This window comes from Rhodanobacter soli (assembly GCF_039523495.1).
In the GTDB taxonomy this organism is placed as follows: domain Bacteria; phylum Pseudomonadota; class Gammaproteobacteria; order Xanthomonadales; family Rhodanobacteraceae; genus Rhodanobacter; species Rhodanobacter soli.
This window is the reverse complement of the sequence record NZ_BAAAFK010000001.1, coordinates 2,030,909-2,054,365: the sequence shown is the minus strand read 5'-3', so window position 1 is coordinate 2,054,365 and position 23,457 is coordinate 2,030,909. Positions and strand designations below refer to the sequence as shown.

At 65.1% G+C, this 23,457-nt stretch carries 22 protein-coding genes and 8 tRNA genes; 27 read left to right on the top strand and 3 right to left on the bottom strand.

The features are described from left to right. Positions 1 to 7 precede the first annotated feature (7 nt). From pyrG to truD, 8 genes are all read left to right on the top strand, one after another. Positions 8 to 1,678 carry a CTP synthase gene (gene pyrG, locus ABD024_RS09340; RefSeq protein ID WP_343851887.1) on the top strand — a complete coding sequence of 557 codons (1,671 nt, stop codon included), beginning with the start codon at positions 8 to 10 and terminating at the stop codon, positions 1,676 to 1,678. Further along, positions 1,675 to 2,514 (top strand): 3-deoxy-8-phosphooctulonate synthase, encoded by an 840-nt coding sequence (kdsA, locus tag ABD024_RS09335; RefSeq protein ID WP_343851885.1) that lies wholly within the window; start codon positions 1,675 to 1,677, stop codon positions 2,512 to 2,514. Before pyrG ends, kdsA begins: the two co-directional genes overlap by 4 nt. A 101-nt stretch (positions 2,515 to 2,615) precedes the next feature. After that, the gene (gene eno, locus ABD024_RS09330) at positions 2,616 to 3,914 is read left to right on the top strand and encodes a phosphopyruvate hydratase (RefSeq protein ID WP_343851883.1); all 1,299 of its coding nucleotides are present in this window, start codon (positions 2,616 to 2,618) and stop codon (positions 3,912 to 3,914) included. Positions 3,915 to 3,924: 10 nt separating this feature from the next. After that, positions 3,925 to 4,260, top strand: a complete 336-nt coding sequence (gene ftsB / locus ABD024_RS09325) for a cell division protein FtsB (RefSeq protein WP_343851881.1) — start codon at positions 3,925 to 3,927, stop codon at positions 4,258 to 4,260. Further along, entirely contained in the window at positions 4,257 to 4,952 is a 696-nt protein-coding gene (gene ispD / locus ABD024_RS09320; RefSeq protein WP_343851878.1) for a 2-C-methyl-D-erythritol 4-phosphate cytidylyltransferase, read from the top strand. Before ftsB ends, ispD begins: the two co-directional genes overlap by 4 nt. Further along, positions 4,952 to 5,425 (top strand): 2-C-methyl-D-erythritol 2,4-cyclodiphosphate synthase, encoded by a 474-nt coding sequence (ispF, locus tag ABD024_RS09315; protein ID WP_343851876.1) that lies wholly within the window; start codon positions 4,952 to 4,954, stop codon positions 5,423 to 5,425. Before ispD ends, ispF begins: the two co-directional genes overlap by 1 nt. Further along, positions 5,422 to 6,816: a magnesium transporter gene (mgtE, locus tag ABD024_RS09310; protein WP_343851874.1), complete on the top strand. Its 1,395-nt coding sequence runs from the start codon at positions 5,422 to 5,424 to the stop codon at positions 6,814 to 6,816. The genes ispF and mgtE overlap by 4 nt, the downstream gene beginning before the upstream one ends. Positions 6,817 to 6,857: 41 nt before the next feature. Next, positions 6,858 to 7,889, top strand: coding sequence for a tRNA pseudouridine(13) synthase TruD (gene truD / locus ABD024_RS09305; RefSeq protein WP_343851872.1), 1,032 nt, complete (start codon positions 6,858 to 6,860; stop codon positions 7,887 to 7,889). 96 nt (positions 7,890 to 7,985) lie between these two features. Here truD and ABD024_RS09300 read toward each other — a convergent pair whose 3' ends face one another. Continuing rightward, complete coding sequence (locus tag ABD024_RS09300) at positions 7,986 to 8,531, bottom strand: Smr/MutS family protein (protein ID WP_343851870.1); 546 nt, start codon at positions 8,529 to 8,531, stop codon at positions 7,986 to 7,988. Between the two features lie 159 nt (positions 8,532 to 8,690). Between ABD024_RS09300 and surE the strand changes: the two genes are divergently transcribed. Genes surE through ABD024_RS09280 form a run of 4 tightly spaced genes read left to right on the top strand, consistent with a single transcriptional unit; the run spans position 8,691 to position 11,816 of the window. Further along, complete coding sequence (surE, locus tag ABD024_RS09295; RefSeq protein WP_343851868.1) at positions 8,691 to 9,488, top strand: 5'/3'-nucleotidase SurE; 798 nt, start codon at positions 8,691 to 8,693, stop codon at positions 9,486 to 9,488. A 3-nt stretch (positions 9,489 to 9,491) separates the two neighbouring features. Then, positions 9,492 to 10,172, top strand: coding sequence for a protein-L-isoaspartate(D-aspartate) O-methyltransferase (locus ABD024_RS09290; protein ID WP_343851867.1), 681 nt, complete (start codon positions 9,492 to 9,494; stop codon positions 10,170 to 10,172). Continuing rightward, positions 10,172 to 10,780 (top strand): YqaA family protein, encoded by a 609-nt coding sequence (locus tag ABD024_RS09285; protein ID WP_343851865.1) that lies wholly within the window; start codon positions 10,172 to 10,174, stop codon positions 10,778 to 10,780. The genes ABD024_RS09290 and ABD024_RS09285 overlap by 1 nt, the downstream gene beginning before the upstream one ends. A gap of 52 nt (positions 10,781 to 10,832) precedes the next feature. Beyond that, positions 10,833 to 11,816: a peptidoglycan DD-metalloendopeptidase family protein gene (locus ABD024_RS09280; RefSeq protein WP_343854584.1), complete on the top strand. Its 984-nt coding sequence runs from the start codon at positions 10,833 to 10,835 to the stop codon at positions 11,814 to 11,816. Between the two features lie 39 nt (positions 11,817 to 11,855). Here ABD024_RS09280 and ABD024_RS09275 read toward each other — a convergent pair whose 3' ends face one another. Together ABD024_RS09275 and yhbY are read right to left on the bottom strand one after the other, a co-directional pair. After that, positions 11,856 to 12,233: an Mth938-like domain-containing protein gene (locus tag ABD024_RS09275; RefSeq protein WP_343851863.1), complete on the bottom strand. Its 378-nt coding sequence runs from the start codon at positions 12,231 to 12,233 to the stop codon at positions 11,856 to 11,858. Then, on the bottom strand, positions 12,233 to 12,529 hold the full coding sequence (gene yhbY, locus ABD024_RS09270; RefSeq protein ID WP_343851861.1) for a ribosome assembly RNA-binding protein YhbY: 297 nt from the start codon (positions 12,527 to 12,529) through the stop codon (positions 12,233 to 12,235). The genes ABD024_RS09275 and yhbY overlap by 1 nt, the downstream gene beginning before the upstream one ends. Positions 12,530 to 12,610: 81 nt before the next feature. On the opposite strand from yhbY, the gene rlmE reads away from it, so the two are divergent. From rlmE to ABD024_RS09195, 15 genes are all read left to right on the top strand, one after another. Then, on the top strand, positions 12,611 to 13,261 hold the full coding sequence (rlmE, locus tag ABD024_RS09265; protein WP_343851859.1) for a 23S rRNA (uridine(2552)-2'-O)-methyltransferase RlmE: 651 nt from the start codon (positions 12,611 to 12,613) through the stop codon (positions 13,259 to 13,261). After that, a complete protein-coding gene (ftsH, locus tag ABD024_RS09260; RefSeq protein ID WP_343851857.1) occupies positions 13,258 to 15,216 on the top strand; it encodes an ATP-dependent zinc metalloprotease FtsH in 1,959 nt (652 codons plus the stop codon). Before rlmE ends, ftsH begins: the two co-directional genes overlap by 4 nt. Before the next feature lie 270 nt (positions 15,217 to 15,486). Continuing rightward, a tRNA-Arg gene (locus tag ABD024_RS09255) sits at positions 15,487 to 15,563 on the top strand. Between the two features lie 186 nt (positions 15,564 to 15,749). Further along, positions 15,750 to 15,826 (top strand) — tRNA-Pro (locus ABD024_RS09250). A gap of 25 nt (positions 15,827 to 15,851) precedes the next feature. Continuing rightward, a tRNA-Arg gene (locus ABD024_RS09245) sits at positions 15,852 to 15,928 on the top strand. A 14-nt stretch (positions 15,929 to 15,942) separates the two neighbouring features. Beyond that, a tRNA-His gene (locus ABD024_RS09240) sits at positions 15,943 to 16,019 on the top strand. Positions 16,020 to 16,039: 20 nt separating this feature from the next. Beyond that, positions 16,040 to 16,115, top strand: a tRNA-Lys gene (locus ABD024_RS09235). A 272-nt stretch (positions 16,116 to 16,387) separates the two neighbouring features. Next, a tRNA-Leu gene (locus ABD024_RS09230) sits at positions 16,388 to 16,472 on the top strand. 90 nt (positions 16,473 to 16,562) lie between these two features. After that, entirely contained in the window at positions 16,563 to 17,855 is a 1,293-nt protein-coding gene (tig, locus tag ABD024_RS09225; RefSeq protein ID WP_343851855.1) for a trigger factor, read from the top strand. Positions 17,856 to 17,893: 38 nt separating this feature from the next. Further along, positions 17,894 to 18,523, top strand: a complete 630-nt coding sequence (gene clpP, locus ABD024_RS09220) for an ATP-dependent Clp endopeptidase proteolytic subunit ClpP (RefSeq protein ID WP_343851852.1) — start codon at positions 17,894 to 17,896, stop codon at positions 18,521 to 18,523. A gap of 109 nt (positions 18,524 to 18,632) precedes the next feature. Then, positions 18,633 to 19,925, top strand: coding sequence for an ATP-dependent Clp protease ATP-binding subunit ClpX (gene clpX, locus ABD024_RS09215; RefSeq protein ID WP_056385389.1), 1,293 nt, complete (start codon positions 18,633 to 18,635; stop codon positions 19,923 to 19,925). Positions 19,926 to 20,097: 172 nt separating this feature from the next. Beyond that, complete coding sequence (gene lon, locus ABD024_RS09210; RefSeq protein WP_343851849.1) at positions 20,098 to 22,572, top strand: endopeptidase La; 2,475 nt, start codon at positions 20,098 to 20,100, stop codon at positions 22,570 to 22,572. Positions 22,573 to 22,915: 343 nt separating this feature from the next. Further along, positions 22,916 to 23,188 (top strand): HU family DNA-binding protein, encoded by a 273-nt coding sequence (locus tag ABD024_RS09205; protein ID WP_007511239.1) that lies wholly within the window; start codon positions 22,916 to 22,918, stop codon positions 23,186 to 23,188. A 19-nt stretch (positions 23,189 to 23,207) separates the two neighbouring features. Next, positions 23,208 to 23,282: transfer RNA gene (locus tag ABD024_RS09200), tRNA-Val, on the top strand. Positions 23,283 to 23,290: 8 nt separating this feature from the next. Beyond that, positions 23,291 to 23,367 (top strand) — tRNA-Asp (locus ABD024_RS09195). Positions 23,368 to 23,457: the final 90 nt, after the last annotated feature.

Here is a 23,457-nt window from a genome sequence, read left to right as displayed (position 1 = left end):
GCTTTCCATGACCCCCCTGATTTTCGTCACCGGCGGTGTGGTGTCCTCGCTTGGCAAGGGCATTGCTGCGGCGTCACTCGCTTCCATTCTCGAAGCGCGCGGCCTTTCGGTCACCATGATGAAGCTCGATCCCTATATCAATGTGGATCCGGGCACGATGAGTCCATTCCAGCACGGCGAGGTCTACGTGACCGACGACGGTGCCGAGACCGACCTCGACCTCGGCCACTACGAGCGCTTCGTCCGCACCCGCCTGACCGGCAAGAATTCGATCACCACCGGCAAGATCTACGAGAGCGTGATCCGCAAGGAGCGCCGTGGCGATTATCTCGGCGCCACCGTGCAGGTGATCCCGCACATCACCGACGAGATCAAGCACTGCATCCACGAGGCCACCCGCGGCTTCGACGTGGCGCTGGTGGAGATCGGCGGCACCGTGGGCGACATCGAGTCGCTGCCGTTCCTGGAGGCGATCCGCCAGCTGCGCATCGAGCATGGTCCGGAGAAGGTGGTGTTCATGCACCTCACCCTGGTGCCGTTCATCAAGGCTGCAGGCGAACTGAAGACCAAACCGACCCAGCATTCGGTGAAGGAACTGCGCTCGATCGGTATCCAGCCGGACATCCTGCTGTGCCGCTGCGAGCAGGCACTGCCCGAGGGCGAGCGGCGCAAGATCGCGCTGTTCACCAACGTGCCCGAAAACGCGGTGATCAGTGCCGTCGACGTGGACGTCATCTACAAGCAGCCGCTGTGGCTGCACCAGCAGGGCCTGGACGACATCGTGGTGAAGAAGCTCGGCCTCGATGCCAAGCCCGCGGATCTGTCCGCCTGGCAGCGCACGGTCGACGCGGTGGAGCATCCGAAGGACGAGGTCACCGTCGCCATCGTCGGCAAGTACGTCGAGCACAAGGATGCCTACAAGTCGCTGGGCGAGGCGTTGCGTCATGGCGGCATCAAGCAGCTGACGCGGGTGAACCTGGACTGGGTCGATTCCGAGCAGGTCGAGGCCGAAGGCGCGGCCAAGGTGCTCGGCAAGGCCGACGCAATCCTGGTGCCCGGCGGCTTTGGCAAGCGCGGTTTCGAGGGCAAGATCCTCGCCGCGAAATATGCGCGCGAGCATGGCGTGCCGTATTTCGGCATCTGCTACGGCATGCACGCGGCGGTGATCGATTTTGCTCGCCACGTTGCCGGTCTGGAAGATGCGGACTCCAGCGAGAACGACCGCAACACGCCGAACCCGGTGATCGGCCTGATCACCGAGTGGACCACGGCCAGCGGCGAAGTCGAGCAGCGCAGCGACCGTTCCGACCTCGGCGGCACCATGCGCCTGGGCGCGCAGGAGTGCCGCCTCAAGGCCGGCACGCTGGCGCGCGAACTGTACGGCCAGGATGTGGTGCGCGAGCGCCATCGCCACCGCTACGAGTTCAACAACCGCTACCGCCAGCCGTTCGAGGACTTGGGCCTGGTGATCTCCGGCAAGTCGATGGACGACCTGCTGGTCGAGATCGTCGAATTGCCGCGGCAACAGCATCCATGGTTCCTTGGCTGCCAGGCGCACCCGGAGTTCACCTCGACCCCGCGCGACGGCCACCCGTTGTTCATCGGTTTCGTGCACGCCGCGCGCGAGTTCAAGGCCGTGCGCGACAGCGAGAAGCTGGCCAGGGAGCACGTGGCATGAAACTCTGCGGCTTCGAGATCGGACTGGACCGCCCGCTGTTCCTGATCGCCGGCCCGTGTGTGGTGGAGTCCGAGCAACTGCAGTTGGACACCGCCGGCACGTTGAAGGAAATCACCGGCCGGCTCGGCATCCACTTCATCTTCAAGTCCAGCTTCGACAAGGCGAACCGTTCCTCCGGCGAGAGCTTCCGCGGGCCGGGGCTGGAAGAAGGCCTGCGCATCCTCGGCGAAGTGAAGCGGCAGATCGGTGTGCCGGTGCTCACCGACGTGCACGAGTACACGCCGATGGATGAGGTGGCATCGGTGGTCGACGTGCTGCAGACGCCGGCCTTCCTGTGCCGGCAGACCGACTTCATTCAGAAGGTGGCGCGCGCCGGCAAGCCGGTGAACATCAAGAAGGGCCAGTTCCTGGCGCCGTGGGACATGAAGCACGTGGTGGCCAAGGCCAAGGCCGTCGGCAACGACGACATCATGGTGTGCGAGCGCGGCGCCAGCTTCGGCTACAACAACCTGGTGTCGGACATGCGCTCGCTCAGCGTGATGCGCGAAACCGGTTGCCCGGTCGTGTTCGATGCCACCCATTCGGTACAGTTGCCGGGCGGGCAGGGTGCCAGCTCCGGCGGCCAGCGCGAGTTCGTGCCGGTGCTGGCGCGTGCGGCGGTGGCGGTCGGCGTGGCCGGCCTGTTCGCCGAGACGCATCCCGATCCCAGCAAGGCGCTCAGCGATGGCCCGAACGCGTGGCCGCTGGGCAAGATGGAGGCGCTGCTGGAAACCCTGCTGGAGCTGGATGCCGTGACCAAGCGGCACGGTTTCCTCGAACAGGACCTGCCGTTGTAGGAGCCCGCTCGCGGGCGATGCTTTTCTTGCCATCCCAATCAGGAGCATCGCCCGCGAGCGGGCTCCTACAAGAACGCCAACACTCGACTGACGGACACCGCATGAGCACCCAGATCACCCGCATCCACGCCCGTGAAATCCTCGACTCGCGCGGCAACCCCACGCTGGAAGCCGAAGTCACCCTGGCCGGCGGCGGCTTCGGTCGCGCCGCGGTGCCCAGCGGCGCGTCCACCGGTTCACGCGAGGCGGTCGAGCTGCGCGACGGCGACAAGTTGCGTTACGGCGGCAAGGGCGTGAAGAACGCGGTGGCCAACGTCAACGGCACGATCGCCGATGCGCTGAAGGGTTTCGATGCGGCCGACCAGAAAGGCCTGGATGCAAAATTGATCGCACTGGACGGCACGCCGAACAAGGGCAAGCTCGGTGCGAACGCGTTGCTCGGCGTGTCAATGGCGGCGGCGCATGCCGTGGCTGTTTCGCGCGGCGAGCCGCTGTGGAGCTACCTGTCGAACGGCAAGCCCGGCGCCCTGCCGGTGCCGATGATGAACATCATCAACGGCGGCGCGCATGCCGACAACAACGTCGACGTGCAGGAGTTCATGATCCTGCCGGTCGGCCTGCCGAGCTTCGCCGAGGCGCTGCGCGCCGGTGCGGAAATCTTCCATGCCTTGAAGAGCGTGCTGCATGGCCGCGGCCTCAGCACCGCGGTGGGCGACGAGGGCGGCTTTGCGCCGAACCTGCGCTCCAACGTCGAGGCGATCGACACCATCCTGGAAGCAATCGGCAAGACCGGCTACAAGGTCGGCAGCGAGATCCTGCTCGGTCTCGACGCGGCCAGCTCGGAGTTCTACAAGAACGGCAAGTACGACCTCGCCGGCGAAGGCAAGCAGTACAGCTCGGCGCAGTTCGTCGACCTGCTGGCCGGCTGGGCGAAGCAGTACCCGATCGTCACCATCGAGGACGGCATGGCCGAAGGCGACTGGGACGGCTGGAAGCTGCTGACCGACGCGATCGGCGAGCGCGTGCAGGTGGTCGGCGACGACCTGTTCGTCACCAACCCCGCGATTTTCCGCGAAGGCATCGAGAAGAAGATCGCCAATTCGATCCTGATCAAGGTGAACCAGATCGGCACGCTGTCCGAGACGCTGGAAGCGATCGCGATGGCCGACGCGGCGAAGTATTCGGCGGTGATCTCGCATCGCTCCGGCGAGACCGAGGACACCACCATCGCCGACATCGCGGTGGCCACCACGGCGACCCAGATCAAGACCGGCTCGCTGTGCCGCAGCGACCGCGTGGCGAAGTACAACCAGCTGCTGCGCATCGAGGAGGCGTTGGGTTCGGCCGCGCGCTACGCCGGTCGCGACGCCTTCCCGAACCTGACCCGCCTGCCGGGCTGAACGGCCACCCATGCTGCGCTGGATCGCCCTGATTCTGATCCTGCTGCTGATCGGACTGCAGCTGAAGCTGTGGACCGGCAGCGGCAGCATGCACGAAGTGGACGGCTTGCGCGTAGCGGTGAAGAAGCAGACCGACGAGAACGCGAAGCTGTTGCAGCGCAACCAGGCGGTTGGTGCCGACGTGCTGGACCTCAAGCACGGTGACCAGGCGGTCGAGGCGCGTGCGCGCACCGAACTGGGGCTGATCAAGCCGGGCGAAGTGTTCTACCAGGTGGTCGAGCCTCCGGCCCGCGCCGCCAGCTCGCTGCCGCCGCCACCACCCGCCACGCCTGCCGGATCGCCATGAGCGCGCCGACGTTGTGGTGCGTGGTGCCGGCCGCGGGGCGCGGCACCCGGGTTGGCGGCGACTGCCCGAAACAATACCTGCCGCTGGCTGGACGGCCGCTGATCGCGCACACGCTGGAGCGGCTCGCCGCGCATCCGCGGATCGCCGGCCTGCTGGTGACCCTGGCCGCGGCCGATGCGCACTGGTCCGGCATCGACACGCTCAACGGCAAGCCGGTGCTGACTGCGATGGGCGGGGCCGAGCGCAGCGATTCGGTGCTGGCCGGGATCGACGCCTTGCCCGCGTCGGTGGGCGCGGATGATTTCGTGCTGGTGCACGACGCCGCACGACCGTGCGTGCGGCTGGCCGATATCGGCAAGTTGATCGAACTGGCCAGTGCGGCTGACGGAGGCCTGCTGGGCGCGCCGCTGCGCGACACGCTGAAGCGGGCGGATGCGACAGGCCGCAGCGAGTCGACCGAGCCGCGCGACCTGCGTTGGCGCGCCTTCACGCCACAGATGTTCCGGCGTGGTCAACTGGCGGTGGCGCTGCGCGATGCGGCACGGTGCGGCGTGAACGTCAGCGACGAGGCGATGGCGATGGAGCTGGCCGGCTTCGCGCCGTTGCTGGTCGAAGGTGCCGAGGACAACATCAAGGTAACCACGGCGGCGGACTTTGCGCTGGCCGAGTTCCTGCTTTCAAGGACAGCATGATGCGCATAGGCCAGGGTTTCGACGTGCATGCATTCGGCGAGGGCGACCACGTCACCCTGGGCGGCGTGCGCGTGCCGCATCGTCGCGGCGTGATGGCGCATTCGGACGGCGACGTGGTGATTCATGCGCTGTGCGACGCGATCTTCGGCGCGCTGGCGCTGGGCGACATCGGCCAGCACTTTCCGCCGTCGGACGAGCGCTGGCGCGATGCCGACAGCCGCCAGTTCCTGCGCCATGCGGCGATGCTGATGGCGCAACATGGCTACACATTGAGCAATGCCGACATCACCGTGATCGGCGAGGCGCCGAAGGTCGGCCCGCACGCGCAGGCGATGCGCGAGAACCTCGCCGCCGACCTGGACAGCGAGATCGGTCGCATCAGTGTCAAGGCCACCACCACCGAAAAACTCGGCTTCTGCGGCCGGGGCGAGGGGATCGCCGCGCAGGCGTGCGTCCTGCTGGAGCGCGCGTGAGCGAAGTAGAAGCCCGCAGCGCCGCAAGCCGGCTGCACGACCAGCTCGAAGCCATCGTCGAGGTGCTGCGCCGGCACGACGACGAGAGCCCGCTGCCGGCCGAATCGCAGGCCGAATTGCGCCGGCAGCTGGACGAGCTGCACCCGGCCGACATCGCCTTCATCCTCGAATCGCTGCCGCTGGACGACCGCCTGGCGGTCTGGCAGCTGGTCAAGGCCGATCGCGACGGCGACATCCTGCTGGAGGTGTCCGACGCGGTGCGCGAATCGCTGATCGCGGACATGGACCGCCACGAGATCCTCGCCGCAGTCGAGCCGCTGGACGCGGACGAGCTGGCCGACCTGGTCGAGGATCTGCCGACCGCGATGCTGCCGGAGCTGATGGCGAGCCTGGACACGCAGCAGCGCGAGCAGGTGCAGTCGGCGCTGTCCTACGAGGACGACCAGGTGGGCGCGCTGATGGACTTCGAGATGGTCACCATCCGCGAGGACGTCAGTCTGGAAGTGGTGCTGCGCTACCTGCGCCGCTGGGACGAGCTGCCGGCGCAGACCGACAAGCTGTTCGTGATCAACCATGACAACCTGCTCACCGGTGTGCTGCCGCTGCACTGGCTACTGGTGAACCCGCCGGAGAAGATGGTCAGCGCGGTGATGGCGCCGGACGTCAACACCTTCCACCCCACCGACGACGCCTATGACGTGGCGCAGGCATTCGAGCGCTACGACCTGGTGACGGCGCCGGTGGTCGACGAGCGCGGCCACCTGATCGGCCGCATCACCATCGACGCGATGGTCGACGTGATCCGCGAGGAAGGCGAGAGCGAAGCGCTCAGCCGCGGCGGCCTGCGCGAGGAGGAGGACATCTTCGCCTCGGTATGGGCCTCGCTGAAGAACCGCTGGTCGTGGCTGGCGATCAACCTGGTCACCGCATTCATCGCCTCGCGCGTGATCGGCCTGTTCGAGGGCTCGATCGAGCGGCTGGTGGCGCTGGCCGCGCTGATGCCGATCGTGGCCGGCATCGGCGGCAACTCCGGCAACCAGACCATCACCATGATCGTGCGCGCGCTGGCGTTGAACCAGATCACCGCCGAAAGCGCGAAGCGGCTGTGGCGCAAGGAATTGACCGTGTCGCTGCTGAACGGGCTGATCTGGGGCGGCGTGATCGGCATCGTGGCGTGGCTACTGTATGACAGCCTCTCGCTGGGTCTGGTGATGACCGCGGCGATGACGCTGAACCTGCTGCTGGCCGCGTTCGCCGGCGTCGGCATCCCGGTGCTGATGACGAAGTTCGGCCGCGACCCGGCGCTGGGCTCCAGCGTGCTGATCACCGCGATGACCGACAGCGGCGGTTTCTTCATCTTCCTTGGCCTGGCCACCATCTTTCTGATGTGATGCCGGCCTGACCCGAATGCCGGTGCGGCCGGTGGAGTGCCATGTCCGAATCCGAACTTGCCCAGGCCCCGCTGCCGTGGGCCTACGGCGTCCCGCCGCTGCAGGCGCGGTTGCGCAGCGCGCCGGAGGATTTCCAGGTCGAGGAGATTCTCGGCTACGACGCCGACGGTACCGGCGAGCACGCCTTGCTGTGGGTGGAAAAGCGCGGCGCGAATACCGACTGGGTCGCCCGCGAGCTGGCGAAATTCGCCGGTGTCCCGCAAGTCGCGGTGGGCTATGCGGGCATGAAGGATCGCCATGCGGTGACCCGGCAGACGTTCTCGGTGCAACTGGCCGGCAAGCCCGATCCGGACTGGTCGGCGTTTCCGCACGCGGAAGTGAAAGTGCTGGCGGCGACGCGGCATTCGCGCAAGCTGAAGCGCGGCGCGTTGCGCGGCAACCGTTTCGTACTCGTGCTGCGCGAGGTGCACGGCGACCGCGCGGCGGCCGAACAGGTGCTGACGCAGATCGCCGCGCGCGGCGTGCCGAATTACTACGGCGAGCAGCGCTTCGGCCGCGAGGGCGGCAACGTGGCGCAGGCGCGGGCGATGTTCGGCGGGCGTCGGGTGGATCGCGACAAGCGTTCGTTCCTGCTGTCGGCGGCGCGCTCGCAGATCTTCAACAGCGTACTGGCGGCACGGGTCGAACGCGGCGCCTGGGACAGCCCGCTGGATGGCGAGATCTGGTCGCTGGCCGGTTCGCGCTCGTGGTTCGGGCCGGAACCGTTCACCGAACTGCTGGCCGAACGGCTGGCCCGTGCCGACATCCATCCGTCCGGTCCGTTGTGGGGACAGGGCGAGCCGCCGAGCCAGGGCGAAGCGGGCGCGCTGGAGCGCGAGATCGGCGCGGCGTACGACGACCTGGCCGCCGGCCTGGCGGCGGCGCGGATGGATCAGGAACGTCGACCGCTGCGGCTGCTGCCGAAGGACCTGCGCTGGCACTGGCAGGGCGACGACGCGCTGGAACTGTCGTTCGAGTTGCCGGCCGGCGCGTATGCCACGGTGGTGGTGCGCGAACTGGCCTCGATCGTATAGGAGCGCGGCCTGCCCACAAGGGACCTCCTTTATCGCGCGCGATGCCTTTGATCTCGCATCGATAAGCGCATTCGCGCGCCGGGTGCGCGCCTGCACTCAGCCCTTGAGCAGGACGATCACCGCGCCGGTGCCGCCCAAGGCCGGTCGCGCGGAGGCAAACGCGATCACGTCGTCGCGCCGGCGCAGCATGCGGTCGGTGAGGCCCTTCAGTACCGGTCCGGCGGCTTTCGAGCGCAGGCCCTTGCCGTGCACGATGCGCACGCAGCGCAGGCCGTGCTGTTTCGCCTCGGCCAGGAAGGCGATGATGCTGGCCTGTGCGGCAGCGGCGTTCATCTGGTGCAGGTCGAGATCGTCCTGCACGCTGAACTGGCCGCGCTTGAGCTGGCGCAGCAGCTTCGGCGGATAGCCGTCGCGCAGGTAACCCAGTTCCTCGCCCACCTCGAGCACGGCCGGGTCGAACGCCATGTCCAGCAACTCCCCGGGTACCGCGGCTTCGTCCGCTTCCAGCATGTGCGGGTGCGGTGCGGGTTTCGCGGTTGCCGGCGGTGGCGGCGTCGGGGCGAGCGGACGCACGTCGCCGATCGCTTCGCGGAACAGGCGGCTGTCGTCGTCGTTGATCGGTGCGGGTGCGCGGCGCTTCATCCATCCATGCTAACCAAAGCCGAACGCCCGCGGCGAATGGGCGCGGACGGCACACAATCGACGTGAAACCGGCGGCACGCTCCGGTAGACTTCAGGGAATGTAAGGTGCGCTGTCGTGAGACGAAGGGCGCGCCCGCAGTCAGCTTTCGACGGAGCATCATGCGAGTTCTGGTCAGTAACGACGATGGCGTGGATGCACCTGGCATCCGCGTGCTTGCCGAGCGCCTCGGCGAAGTGGCCCAGGTGACGGTGGTGGCACCCGATCGCGATCGTTCCGGGGCCAGCAATTCGCTTACTCTCGATGCGCCGTTGCGCGTGCTGCCGATGGGCAACGGCTACTACCGCGTCGCCGGTACGCCGACCGATTGCGTGCACCTGGCGCTGGCCGGGTTGCTGGACGAAGAGCCCGACATGGTCGTGTCCGGCATCAACAATTCGGCGAACCTCGGCGACGACGTGATCTATTCCGGCACAGTGTCGGCGGCGATGGAGGGGCGTTTCCTGGGACTGCCGGCGATCGCGGTGTCGCTGGTCAGCCATGACCACAAGGGCGAGCATTACGACTCGGCGGCGAAAGCGGTCCTGCTGCTGATGCAGCGCCTGCTGGTCGATCCGCTGCCGGCCGACACCATCCTCAACGTCAACGTGCCGGATCGGCCGTGGGCGGAGATCGAAGGCTTCGAGGTCACCCGGCTGGGGCGGCGTCACCGCTCCGCGCCGTGCATCGCACAGACCGATCCGCGCGGGCGGCCGATCTGGTGGATCGGTCCGGCCGGCGAGGTGGACGATGCCGGTCCCGGCACCGATTTCAATGCCGTGCGGCGCGGCTTTGTTTCCGTCACGCCGATCCATGTCGACCTGACCCGGTTCCAGGCGCTGGAGAAGGTCAGCAGCTGGATGCAGCCGTTGAGCGACGCGATGGCGGTGAGCCGGACCAGCAACGACGAGGCGGCCTGAGCCATGACCATGTATCCATTGCCTGCCGCGGACCTGAAGGGCGAGGGGATGACCTCGCAGCGCGCACGCGATCGCCTCGCGGCGACCCTGAAAGATGGCGGTATCCGCGATCTGCGCGTGATCGAGGTGATCCGCAACCTGCCACGCCACCACTTCATCGACCAGGCGCTGCATTCGCGCGCTTACGAGAACGACGCGCTGCCGATCGGCCACGGCCAGACCATCTCGCAACCGTGGGTGGTGGCGCGCATGACCGAGGCGCTGATCGAGTTCGGCATTCCGCAGAAGGTGCTGGAGATCGGCACCGGCTCCGGCTACCAGGCGGCGGTGCTGGCCGCGCTGGTGCCGCAGGTGTTCACGGTGGAGCGGATCGAGGCCCTGCTGCGCCAGGCGCGCCGACGTTTCCGCCAGCTCGGTCTTACCAACCTGCGTTCGCGCTACGACGACGGCAAGCTCGGCTGGCCGGACGAGGCGCCGTTCGACGCGATCATCCTCACCGCCGCCGGCGACACCATTCCCACCCGCATCCTCGACCAGCTCAGCCCCACCGGCGTGCTGGTGGCGCCGGTCGGCTCGCCCAGCCGGCAGACGCTGATCCGCATGCGCGGCGACGGCCAGGGCGACTTCATCCAGGAGGAACTGGGCGCGGTCAGTTTCGTGCCGCTGCTGGGCGGGATCGGCTGATGCGTCTGTTCGGGGCACTTTATGCGCGTGCGCTGAGCTGGGCACGCGAGCCAAGGGCGCTGTATTACCTGTCCGGGCTGAGTTTCGTGGAGTCGTTCATCTTCCCGATTCCGCCGGAAGTGATGCTGGCGCCGATGATGCTGGGCAAGCGGCACAAGGCGTTCTTCTTCGCGAACATCAGCCTGCTGTTCTCGCTGCTGGGCGCGCTGGTGGGCTACGTGCTGGGCCACTGGGCGTTCCATGCGCTGCGGCCGGTACTTGACACGCTGCACCTGCTGGCCCCGATCGAGCAGGGCGTGGCGACCTTGAGCAGGCAGATGGTCGAGCATCACTGGGGCATGTACGGCGTGCTGATCCTGGCCGCGTTGCAGCCGGTGGTGCCGATGAAGTTCGTCACCTGGGCCTGCGGCATCATCGGCGTGCCGATCCTGCCGTTCCTGGCCTGCATTGGGCTCGGCCGCGGCAAGCGCGTGTGGTTGCTGGCGTTGTTGATCCGCCTGTTCGGCGAACGCGCCGAGCGGATCCTGCACAAGTACGTCGAATGGATCGGCTGGGCCGCGCTGGTCGCGCTGGCCCTGCTGCTGGTGTGGTGGTTCTGGCTGCATTGAGCGGCGCTGTCCGGGGGAGCGACGTCGCATGAAAAAGACTGCCCGCCTCGGTATGCTGGTGCGCATGGATCGATATCTTCAGTGGTGCGCAACTCTGGCTGTGACCGTGCTGCTTGCCGCTTGCGGCACCATGCGCAGTTCGGTCGTGGTGGAACCGGCGGCCGGCGGCTATTACGACCACCACCCTGCCGCCGGCGCGGCGGTACCGGCCCGCACACCGATTCCCGGTGGCAGCTATGCGGTGATGAAGGGCGACACGCTGTACTCGATCGCGTTCCGCAAGGGCGTGGACTTCCGTGATCTGGCGCAATGGAACGGAGTCGCCGCGCCATACACGATCTGGCCGGGACAGCGACTGACCCTTTCACCGCCGACGAAGGGCGCGGCCGCACCGGTGGCTGCCACGCCAAGCCACGCGGGCGGTACGCCAGTGGCGACCGCACCGGTATTCGAGCCGGTGACAGCGCCAGCCGGGACGTCTGCGGCAGCGTCTGCGAGCGTGCCGGCTGCGCCCTTGGCGACCGCGCCACCGCCGGCAAAGTCTGCCGCACCAGTCGTCGCTGCCACGGCGACGACCGTGGTTCCGGTAGCGGGTGTACCGGCTGTGGCGCCGGCGACCATGCCGCCACCGGCGCCGGTGGCAGCCGGGGCTTCACGTGCGGTCAGCGGCGTGCAATGGCGCTGGCCGGCCGATGGTAGCCTGGCTGGCCGTTTCCAGAGTGGTGACGCGATTCCCGGCATCGAGATCGCGGGCAAGTCCGGCGACCCGGTGCGTGCTGCCGCCGATGGTGTGGTCGTGTACAGCGGCAACGGCCTGGTCGGCTACGGCGAACTGGTGATCATCAAGCACAACGACAGCTTCCTGTCCGCTTATGGTCACAACCGCAAGCGCCTGGTCAAGGAAGGCCAACGGGTCAGCGGTGGTCAGCAGATCGCCGAGATGGGTTCGACCGGCAGTACCCGCAACGAGCTGGAGTTCCAGATTCGCAAGGATGGCAATCCGGTCGACCCGCTGGGCTATCTGCCGCCGCGTTGACGGCGGCGTTGATTGATCGGGATCGCGCCGTGCCGACGATCAGGCCGGCGGCAGGATGAATCCGGCGATGACCCGGCGCCCTTCACCGGCCAGCAGGTTGTAGGTGCGTGCGGCGGCGGCGTTGTCCATCACTTCGATGCCGATGCCCTTGCGCAGGAAACCGGCCATGAATGCGGCGGCCGGAAACACTTGGCGCTCGCCGGTGCCCAGGAGCACCAGTTCGGGTTGCAACGCCAGCAGGGCCTCGACGTGGCTGGCGTCCAGCGTATCGGCGGCGCTCACCGGCCAGTTCTCGATCGCCCGATCGGGCGCCAGCAGGAAACTGCTGGTGAGCTCGCGATCGATCAGGGTGACCCCACGCGCGCCGACGCGGCGCACATAGAGATAACCTTCGGGGCGTTCGAGCGACAGGTCCATCAGCGTGGCAGGGCGATCTTCGGCTCGTCGGCGTTGCGACGAAACAGCACGACGACATGGCCGATCTGGTGGATTTTTTCGGCCGCGGTGCCCGTGGTCAGCACGTCGATCTGGGCCTGCCGTTCATCCTTGTCGCCACCGGAAAGCTTCACCTTGACCAGTTCGTGGATGCCCAGCGCCTGGTCCAGTTCCTTGACCACGGCTGCGGTGGCGCCCTTGTTGCCAAGCAGGACCACCGGGCTCAGGTCATGGGCGAGGCTGCGCAGGTAGCGGATCTGCGAGGAGGAAAGGGCCATGCGCTGGTGCTCGATTCGCGGTCAGTGAACGGCAAAGGGTATCATGCGCCATCCCGTTCCCCAATCGGCGACTGTGACGACATGGCCCGCAGCAAGAGCAGCGCAGTCTGGCTGCGCGAACACTTCAATGATGAATATGTGAAGAAAGCCCAGGCCGAGGGCTTGCGTTCGCGTGCGGTGTACAAACTGGAGGAACTGATCGAACGCGACCACCTGCTGAAGCCGGGCATCAACGTGGTCGACCTCGGCGCGGCGCCGGGCAGCTGGTCGCAGCTGGTGCGCAACCGGCTGGGCGACAGCGGCAAGGTGTTCGCACTGGACATCCTGCCGATGCAGAGCATCGCCGGAGTGGACTTCCTGGAAGGCGACTTCCGCGAGGAATCGGTGCTGCGCGAGTTGGAGTCACGGCTGGAAGGACTCAGGGTGGATCTTGTACTGTCCGATATGGCCCCCAATATGAGTGGTGTGGCACTGGCCGACCAGATCCGGGCCATGGATCTGGCCGAGTTGGCGCTGGATTTCAGCCGGCAGTGGCTCAAGCCGGGCGGTTCGTTCCTGATCAAGTTGTTCCAGGGAGTCGGCTTTGACGATTACTTGCGCAGCTTGCGCGCGGACTTCACCCGCGTAACGATGCGTAAACCCAAGGCCTCGCGCGCACGTTCGCGTGAGGTATATGCGCTGGCGGTGGGCCGCAAGCCCGCCACTGGCGTCACCGGCGAGAACCGTGCATGAATGAAACAGCAAAAAATGTGTTGCTCTGGGTGATCATCGCGGTGGTCCTGTTCACCGTGTTCCAGAGCTTCAATCCGCGTGGCGCGACCTCGTCCGAGCTGCCTTACAGCTCGTTCGTGCAGAGTGTCGACAACGGCAACGTCGCCACCGCCACGATCAGCGCCGACCAGCCGGCCACCATCAGCGGCAAGCTGAAGGATGGCAGCGCGTTCCGCACGGTTGCCCCGATGCTCGGCTTCTCCACCAATGAGGTGGTCAAGCAGATGCAGGACAAGGGCGTCGAAGTCCGTCAGGATCCATCCGAGGGCTTCTCGCTGCTCGGCTTGCTGATCAGCTGGCTGCCGGTGCTGCTGATCGTGGGCGTGTTCATCTGGTTCATGCGCCAGATGCAGTCCGGTGGCGGCGGGCGCGGGGCAATGAGCTTCGGCCGTTCGCGCGCCAAGCTGCAGGGTGAGGACCAGATCAAGGTCAACTTCAGCGACGTTGCCGGCTGCGACGAGGCGAAGGAGGAGGTCGGCGAGCTGGTCGAGTTCCTGCGCGATCCGGGCCGTTTCCAGAAGCTGGGCGGCAAGATTCCGCGCGGCGTGCTGATGGTCGGCCCGCCGGGCACCGGCAAGACCCTGCTGGCGAAAGCGATCGCCGGCGAGGCCAAGGTGCCGTTCTTCGCGATCTCCGGTTCCGACTTCGTCGAAATGTTCGTCGGCGTCGGCGCCAGCCGCGTGCGCGACATGTTCGAGCAGGCCAAGAAGCATGCGCCGTGCATCATCTTCATCGACGAGATCGACGCGGTCGGCCGCCATCGCGGCGCCGGCCTGGGCGGCGGTCATGACGAACGCGAGCAGACGCTGAACCAGTTGCTGGTCGAGATGGACGGTTTCGAAGGTACCGAAGGCATCATCGTGATCGCCGCGACCAACCGTCCCGACGTGCTGGATCCGGCGCTGCTGCGCCCGGGCCGTTTCGACCGCCAGGTCGTGGTGGGCCTGCCCGACGTGCGCGGCCGCGAGCAGATCCTCAAGGTTCACATGCGCAAGGTGCCGACCGCCAGCGACGTCAACGCGATGACCATCGCGCGCGGCACGCCCGGCTTCTCCGGCGCCGACCTGGCCAACCTGGTCAACGAGGCGGCGTTGTTCGCCGCGCGCGAGAACGCGCGCGAAGTGCGCATGAGCCATCTGGACAAGGCACGCGACAAGATCCTGATGGGTACCGAGCGTCGCTCGATGGCGATGAGCGAGGACGAGAAGAAGCTCACCGCCTATCACGAGGCCGGCCATGCCATCGTCGGTCGGCTGGTGCCGGAGCATGATCCGGTCTACAAGGTCACGATCATCCCGCGCGGGCGCGCGCTGGGCGTCACCATGTACCTGCCGGAAGGCGACAAGTACAGCATCAACCGCGTGGCGATCCAGTCGCAGCTGTGTTCGCTGTACGGCGGCCGGGTGGCGGAGGAATTGATCTTCGGTGCCGACAAGGTCACTACCGGCGCGTCCAACGACATCGAGCGGGCCACCAAGATGGCACGCAACATGGCCACCAAGTGGGGCCTGTCCGACGAGCTCGGCCCGATCACCTACGGCGAGGACGAGGATGAGGTGTTCCTGGGTCGTTCGGTAACCCAGCACAAGAGCATCTCCAACGAGACCGCCAGCAAGATCGATGAAGTCGTGCGTGGCATCCTCGATCGTGCCTATGCGCGCAGCAAAGAGCTGCTGACTGCGAATCTCGACAAGCTGCATGCCATGGCCGAGGCCTTGCTGCAGTACGAGACGATCGACGCACATCAGATCGACGACATCATGGCCGGTCGCGTACCCGGGCCACCCGCCGACTGGACGAAGAACGCCTCGACCGGAGCCACACCACCGCCACCGCCACCGAAGAGCGATACGGGTTCGACCGTCGGCAAGGTCGGCGACCCCGCGCCGCAGAGCCGGACCGGTCTGGAAAACTGATCGCGGTTTGGACGGCCATACCGTTGCAATGGAAAAGGGCGGTCACTGGCCGCCCTTTTCGCGTGTGCGTGGGGCGACCCTGTCGCCATGCACGTACGTGGTGTTTGTGGGACTGCCGCGCCGCAGGCTTTATTTGCCGGGCGTGAAAAATTCGGTGAAGAAATTTTACGAAAAGGGTTGACGCAAGCGGGCGGAGTCTGAATAATTCCGCTTCTTGCTTCACCGCCTCAATGCCCAGACATTCTGGCGATGGGGAAAAAGGTTTTTAGTGCGCCCGTAGCTCAGTTGGATAGAGTACCTGGCTACGAACTAGGTGGTCGGGAGTTCGAATCTCTCCGGGCGCACCATTTTTATTCTGCGAGGCGGGGTGCTTGCACCCCGTTTTGTTTTCAACAGGAAGTCTGCGCTGCAGGACTCCCGGCGAAAACAAAGGTTCAAGAAACACAAGGTGTGCTTCGATACGGATTGACTGAGCGAGGCGGCACCCGTAACATTTCAAGGCTCCGGTGGCGGCATGGCCGGTGGTTCGAAAGCGGGGTATAGCTCAGTCTGGTAGAGCGTTGCGTTTGGGACGCAAAAGTCGGGGGTTCGAATCCCTCTACCCCGACCAGCGACACGTTCTACCTGCAGTGACTGCGCCTGTAGCTCAACCGGATAGAGCATCGGCCTTCTAAGCCGACGGTTGCAGGTTCGAGTCCTGTCTGGCGCACCAGTATCAGGTCGATGGTGGATGTAGCTCAGCTGGTTAGAGTCCCGGATTGTGATTCCGGTTGTCGTGGGTTCGAATCCCATCATCCACCCCAGTTTCAAACCCAGGTTTCCTGGGCCGTTAGCTCAGTTGGTAGAGCAGTTGACTCTTAATCAATTGGTCGAAGGTTCGAATCCTTCACGGCCCACCAATCGACAAAACGCCGATCGCCTGCGATCGGCGTTTTGTTTTGCGTAGGCGGAACGGCGGCGGAGCAGGTCGGCGATGGCGCGGTTCGACATCGCCCCAGCGCTTGTGCTGCAAGGTCGTGCGACCGTAAAATGGCCCGCTTTCGTGTAAGCGAATCATCGACTTAGACGATGGGCGTGACCGCAGGGGGTCGAGGCGCTCGCCGGACGACTCCGGCGAGTGACAATCGGGTTGAGAATCCGGTGGTTACGCGCGTTTGGCGAGGATGGCAAGGCGAGAGTGGCGGAATTGGTAGACGCACCAGATTTAGGTTCTGGCGGTTAACCCCGTGGGGGTTCGAGTCCCCCCTTTCGCACCATGCCCCGCTGGTTTTCTTTGTTTTTCGGGCGGCACGGCCGCCATGGCGCCTGTGGCAGGCCCACAACATCAGGTAGTACCAGGAGACGTCATGCAGGTTTCGGTTGAGAACATCGGCACGCTCGAGCGCAAGCTCACGGTGAAATTTCCCGCGGAGCGGTTCGAGACGCAGGTGAGCGCGCGCATTGCGGAAATGGGCCGCACGGTTCGTCTGAAGGGTTTCCGCCCAGGCAAGGTGCCGACGACGGTAATCAAGCAGCGTTTCGGCGACCAGGTCCGTGGCGAAGTGCTGTCCGACCTGATCGGCAGCACGCTGCGCGAGGCGGTGGCGCAAGAGAAGCTGCAGCCCATCGCGAACCCGGCGATCGACACCACCGGCCGGCCGGAAAACGGCGAAATCGCCTATACCGCGACGTTCGAGATCATGCCGGAGTTCCCGCTGGTCGACGTAGCCGCGCTCGAGATCAACCGCCCGGTGGCGGTGGTGACCGATGCCGACATCGACAAGATGCTGGAGACTCTGCGCCAGCAGCGTCGCAGCTTCGACGAGGTGGATCGTGCCTCGGCCGAGGGTGATTTCGTGATGTTCGAGTACTCGGCCGGAACCGGCGACTATCGTTTCCCAGCCGAGGGCCTGGAGCGTGCCGGCAGCGTGCTGGGCTCAGGCACCTTGTTCAAGGCACTGGACGAGGCGCTGACCGGTCGCAAGGCGGATGACAGCTTCGAGACCGAGATTGCCTTCCCGGAAGACTTCCGCAACGCGCAGCTGGCTGGCAAGAGCGCCAAGGTCAGCTTCAGCATCCTCAAGGTGCAGGAGCCGAAGCTGCCCGAGGTCGACGCCGAGTTCGCGAAGTTGTTCGGTATCGCGGACGGCGATCTGGAGACGTTCCGCAAGGAAGTCCGCGCGAACCTCGAGCGTGAGTTGAAGGCGGCGCTGATGGCGCGCCTGAAGTCCGAGGTTGCCGAGAAGCTGTCTATTGTCCACGCCGAATTGGATGTGCCGAAGCTGATGGTGCAGTCCGAGGCGCGCAACATGGCCGCCGGCAGCGTGCCGCAGGGCCAGCAGCCGCCGCCGCAGTTGATCGAGGCCGCCATGCCGATCGCGCGCAAGCGGGTGATTGCCGGCCTGCTGATGGGTGAAATCGCCCGCAAGCAGGAGATCAAGATCGATCGCAAGCGCCTGGCCGAACAGCTTGCGGCGATTGCTTCGACCTATGAGGAGCCGGAAAAGGTCATTGAACTCTACAACGGCGACCCCCAATTGATGTCTGGGTTGCAGAATCGCGTGATGGAAGACCAGGTGGCCGAGTGGGTGGCGGAACATGCCAAGACCACCCAGCAGGACCTGAGCTTCGACGACGTGATGCGCCCGGTCAACGCCTGAGCAATCGCGCCAGGCCCATCAAGCGGAGAGCTGCAAACATGGCCATGGATCCGATCCAGAACCTCAATTTGATACCGATGGTCGTCGAGCAGACGGCTCGCGGCGAGCGCTCCTATGACATCTACTCGCGCCTGTTGAAGGAGCGGGTGATCTTCCTGGTCGGCGAAGTCAACGACCAGGTCGCCAACGTGATCGTTGCGCAAATGCTGTTCCTGGAGTCGGAGAATCCGGACAAGGACATCAACTTCTACATCAACAGCCCGGGTGGCGCGGTCACCGCTGGTCTGGCGATCTACGACACCATGCAGTTCATCAAGCCGAACGTCAGCACGATGTGCATCGGCCAGGCCTGCAGCATGGGTTCGTTCCTGTTGATGGCGGGTGCCAAGGGCAAGCGTTTCGCCCTGCCGAACTCGCGGATCATGATCCACCAGCCTTCCGGCGGCGCGCAGGGCCAGGCGACCGACATCGAGATCCAGGCACGCGAAATTCTGTATGTGCGCGAGCGCCTGAACAGGCTGTATGTCCAGCATACCGGCCAGCCGATCGAGAAGATCGAGCTGGACATGGAGCGCGATCGCTTCATGAGCGCCGCCGACGCGAAGACTTATGGCCTGATCGACGAGGTGCTCGACAAGCGCGCCGGCGAGACGGTTAAATCGGCCTGATTTCCAGGTTTTACCCTAGAGTTGCGAGATGGGCTCCGCGTCTGCAGGCAGACGCGGGGCCCTGTGTTATTCTCGCGACGCACTCAGATTTACCAGCGGGATCGAAAGTATGAGCGACGACCGGCAGGGGCGTTCCAGCGACAGCGGCAAGATTCTCTATTGCTCTTTCTGCGGCAAGAGCCAGCATGAAGTGCGCAAGCTGATCGCGGGTCCGTCCGTGTTCATCTGCGACGAGTGCGTGGAGCTGTGCAACGACATCATCCGCGAGGAACTGGAAGAAAAGGCTGCCTCCGGGCGCACCCAGTTGCCGAAGCCGCGCGAGATCCGTGAATCGCTGGATCAGTACGTGGTGGGCCAGACCCGCGCCAAGAAGGCGCTGGCGGTGGCGGTGTACAACCACTACAAGCGGATCGAGTCGCGCCAGAAGAGCGACGACATCGAGCTGGGCAAATCCAACATCCTGCTGATCGGCCCGACCGGCTCGGGCAAGACGCTGCTGGCAGAAACGCTGGCACGCCTGCTCAACGTGCCGTTCACGATCGCCGACGCTACCACGCTGACCGAAGCCGGTTACGTGGGCGAGGATGTCGAGAACATCATCCAGAAGCTGTTGCAGAAGTGCGACTACGACGTCGAGAAGGCGCAGTCGGGCATCGTCTATATCGACGAGATCGACAAGATCTCGCGCAAGAGCGAGAACCCGTCGATCACCCGCGACGTGTCCGGCGAAGGCGTGCAGCAGGCGTTGCTGAAGCTGATCGAGGGCACCCTGGCCTCGGTGCCGCCGCAGGGTGGACGCAAGCATCCGCAGCAGGAATTCCTGCAGGTCGACACCAAGAACATCCTGTTCATCTGCGGCGGCGCGTTCGCCGGTCTGGAAAAAGTCATCCAGCAGCGGTCCGAGAACACCAGCATCGGCTTTTCCGCCGAGGTGCGCAGCAAGGAGCGCACCGAGAACCTGGGCAAGGTGCTGGCCGACGTGGAACCCGCCGATCTGGTGCGCTTCGGCCTGATCCCGGAATTCGTCGGGCGCCTGCCGGTGGTGGCCACGCTGGACGAGCTGGACGAGGCGGCGCTGGTGAAGATCCTCACCGAGCCGAAGAATGCGGTCACCAAGCAGTTCAAGAAGCTGTTCGAGATGGAGGAGGTGGAACTGGAATTCCGCCCCGAGGCGCTGCAGGCGATTGCCCGCAAGGCGCTCAAGCGCAAGACCGGCGCCCGTGGCTTGCGCACCATCCTGGAACAGGTACTGCTGGATACGATGTACGAGCTGCCGTCGCTGGAGCATGTCAGCAAGGTGGTAGTGGACGACGCCGTGATCGAAGGTCAGGCCGAGCCCTATCTGATCTATCGCGGCAATCTGCAGCAACGGGTCGCAAGTGATGGCAGCGACGCTGCCTGACCTTTCAGTCCCATCTGCGGCGACGACGGCTCCGGTGATTTCGCCGGGGCCGTTCCGTTTTTGGCGACCCGCCTGCCTTGAGTAGACTCCCGGTCGCCTCCACTTGACGAGTTGACAGGCCCGGCGCAGTGTCGGGACGAAACCAGATCCGAATCCGAGGGACCCCTCTTTCATGGCCAAGAACGCCCCCCTACCTGTTGCGCTGGACGCTCTGCCGGTGTTGCCGTTGCGCGACGTGGTGGTTTATCCGCACATGGTCATTCCGTTGTTTGTCGGCCGCGACAAGTCCATGCGTGCACTGGAGCGCGCGATGGAAGGCGAGCGGCAGATCCTGCTGATCGCGCAGAGGAGCCCGGATATCGACGATCCGGAGATCGCCGACCTGCACCAGGTCGGTACGCTGGCCGGCGTGCTGCAGCTGCTGAAATTGCCCGACGGCACGGTCAAGGTGCTGGTCGAGGGTCAGTCGCGCGTGGCGGTCGAGGATTTCAAGGAAGAGGATGGCATGCTGACCGCCCGTTCGCGCGTGATCGAACCGGTCTACAACGCCAAGGAACGTGAGCTCGACGTGGTTTCGCGCACGCTGATCTCGCTGTTCGAACAGCTGGTCAAGCAGAGCCGCAAGCTGCCGCCGGAAGTACTGGCGAGCCTGTCCGGCATCGACGATCCGTCGCGCGTGGCCGATTCCATCGCTGCACATTTGTCCGTGCGCATGGCCGACAAGCAGAAGGTGCTGGAGACCGCCGACGTCGGTCAGCGGCTGGAGCTGCTGATCGGCCTGGTCGATGGCGAGATGGACCTGCAGCAGGTGGAGAAGCGCATCCGCGGCCGGGTCAAGTCGCAGATGGAGAAGAGCCAGCGCGAGTACTACCTCAACGAGCAGATGAAGGCGATCCAGAAGGAACTCGGTGACAGTGAGGATGGCCCGAACGAAGTCGAGGAACTGCAGAAGAAGATCGAGGGCTCCGGCATGCCCAAGGCCGTGCTGACCAAGGCACGGCAGGAGTTCAGCAAGCTCAAGCAGATGTCGCCGATGTCGGCCGAGGCCACCGTGGTGCGCAACTACCTCGACTGGCTGGTCGGCGTGCCGTGGAAGAAGCGCAGCAAGGTGCGCAAGGATCTGCAGCTGGCGCAGGAAGTGCTCGACGCCGACCACTTCGGCCTGGAAAAGGTCAAGGACCGCATCCTGGAATACCTCGCCGTGCAGCAGCGCGTATCGGTGATGAAGGGGCCGATCCTGTGCCTGGTCGGTCCGCCCGGTGTGGGCAAGACCTCGCTGGGGCAGTCGATCGCCAAGGCGACCAACCGGAAATTCGTGCGCATGAGTCTCGGTGGGGTGCGCGACGAGGCCGAGATCCGCGGCCACCGGCGTACCTATATCGGCTCGATGCCCGGTCGCATCGTGCAGAACATCAACAAGGTCGGGACCAAGAACCCGCTGTTCGTGCTGGACGAGATCGACAAGATGTCGATGGACTTCCGTGGCGACCCGTCATCGGCGCTGCTGGAGGTGCTCGATCCGGAGCAGAACCACGCGTTCAACGATCATTACCTCGAGGTCGATCTGGACCTGTCCGAGGTGATGTGGATCGCCACCGCGAATTCGCTGAACATCCCCGGCCCGCTGCTCGACCGCATGGAAGTCATCCGCATCCCCGGCTACACCGAGGACGAGAAGCTCGGCATCGCGCAGAAGTACCTGCTGTCGAAGCAGCTCAAGGCGAATGGCTTGAAGCCGGAAGAGCTCAGCATTGCCGAAGACGCATTGCGTGACATCGTGCGTTACTACACGCGCGAGTCGGGCGTGCGCAACCTGGAGCGCGAGATTTCCAAGATCTGCCGCAAGGTGGTCAAGGAACTGACCCTGGGCCAGGTGAAGAAGGCCAAGGCGAAGGCGTCGCCCGCGAAGGCGGTCAAGGGCAAGGCGAAAGCCACTACCGGCAAGGTCAAGGTGGATTCGGCCAACCTGGATCAGTACCTGGGTGTGCGCCGGTTCGATTTCGGCCGCAAGGAACTGCAGAACGAGGTTGGCCTGGTCACCGGGCTGGCCTGGACGCAGGTCGGCGGCGAACTGCTCAGCATCGAAGCTTCGGTGGTGGCCGGCAAGGGCAGGCTGGTGCACACCGGTCAGCTTGGCGACGTCATGAAGGAATCGATCCAGGCGGCGTTGTCGGTCGTGCGCGCGCGCGCCGACCAGTTGGGCATCGATCCGGAGTTCCACCAGAAGCTCGACGTGCATATCCACGTGCCGGAAGGCGCCACGCCGAAGGACGGCCCCAGCGCGGGCATCGCCATGTGCACGGCGCTGGTCTCCGTGCTGACCAAGGTGGCGGTGCGTTCCGAAGTGGCGATGACCGGCGAGATCACCCTGCGCGGCCGCGTCCTGCCGATCGGTGGCCTCAAGGAAAAACTGCTGGCGGCGCATCGCGGCGGGATTACCACAGTGATCATTCCCGAGGACAACAAGAAGGATCTTGTGGACATGCCGGCCAACATCACCTCGTCGCTGGAGATCCATCCGGTGCGCTGGATCGACGAGGTGCTGGATATCGCGCTGGAGCGCCCGCTGCAGCCGAACCCGGCCAAGGATGCGGCTCCTGCCGCGGTTGCCGGTGAGCCGACGGAAGGGCACTCGCTGACGCACTGATTCGATCGGTTCGCCTTCCTGCCGGTTTCCGTCAAAGTGCCCTGCTGCGGCAGGGCACTTTGTGCTTTTTCGCCGTCGGTCGACGAAGTTTTCGCATAGTCCCCTGGCGCTCGTTTTGCAAGCGGTTTCGCAAGCCGCGGATCTTCCGGAAACGTTGCTGTGGCTTGTGTTGCGGATTCCGGCAAGGCACTGGTATAAAGGCGATACCGCAGTCCCGGCGTTGTATGTCAGCGCAGCGATGCGGGGTTGCGTTACGGCCCTGGCAAGAGCCAACCATCCATGCCGGTGCTGTCTCGTCTCCGGACTGGCCGCACTGACGAAATCCGAATAAGGGAGTTTTTCAATGAATAAAACCGATCTGATCAATGCCATCGCCGAGAAAGCCGAGCTGACCAAGGCCGACGCCGGTCGTGCCCTCGAAGCCTTTTTCGAGACCGTGCAGAAGTCGTTGAAGAAAGGCGAGGACGTCTCGGTGGTGGGCTTCGGTACGTTCACTGTGCGCAAGCGCGCTGCCCGTACCGGCCGTAACCCGCGTACCAATGAAGCGATCAAGATCAAGGCCTCGAAGGTGCCTGCCTTCAAGGCTGGCAAGACCCTCAAGGATGCCCTAAACTAAGCGGCTAACGCTTGGTTTCGGGTGCTTAGCTCAGCGGTAGAGCGTCGCCCTTACAAGGCGGTGGTCGTAGGTTCGATCCCTACAGCACCCACCAGAAAATGCGGAGTGGTAGTTCAGTCGGTTAGAATGCTGGCCTGTCACGCCGGAGGTCGCGGGTTCGAGTCCCGTCCACTCCGCCACAGTTCGCAAGGGCGCCCGTGTGGCGCCCTTGCCATTTAAGCAACACGTGTCCGTGTCGTGCGTTGGACGGACGCGCGCCAATGCGGTGG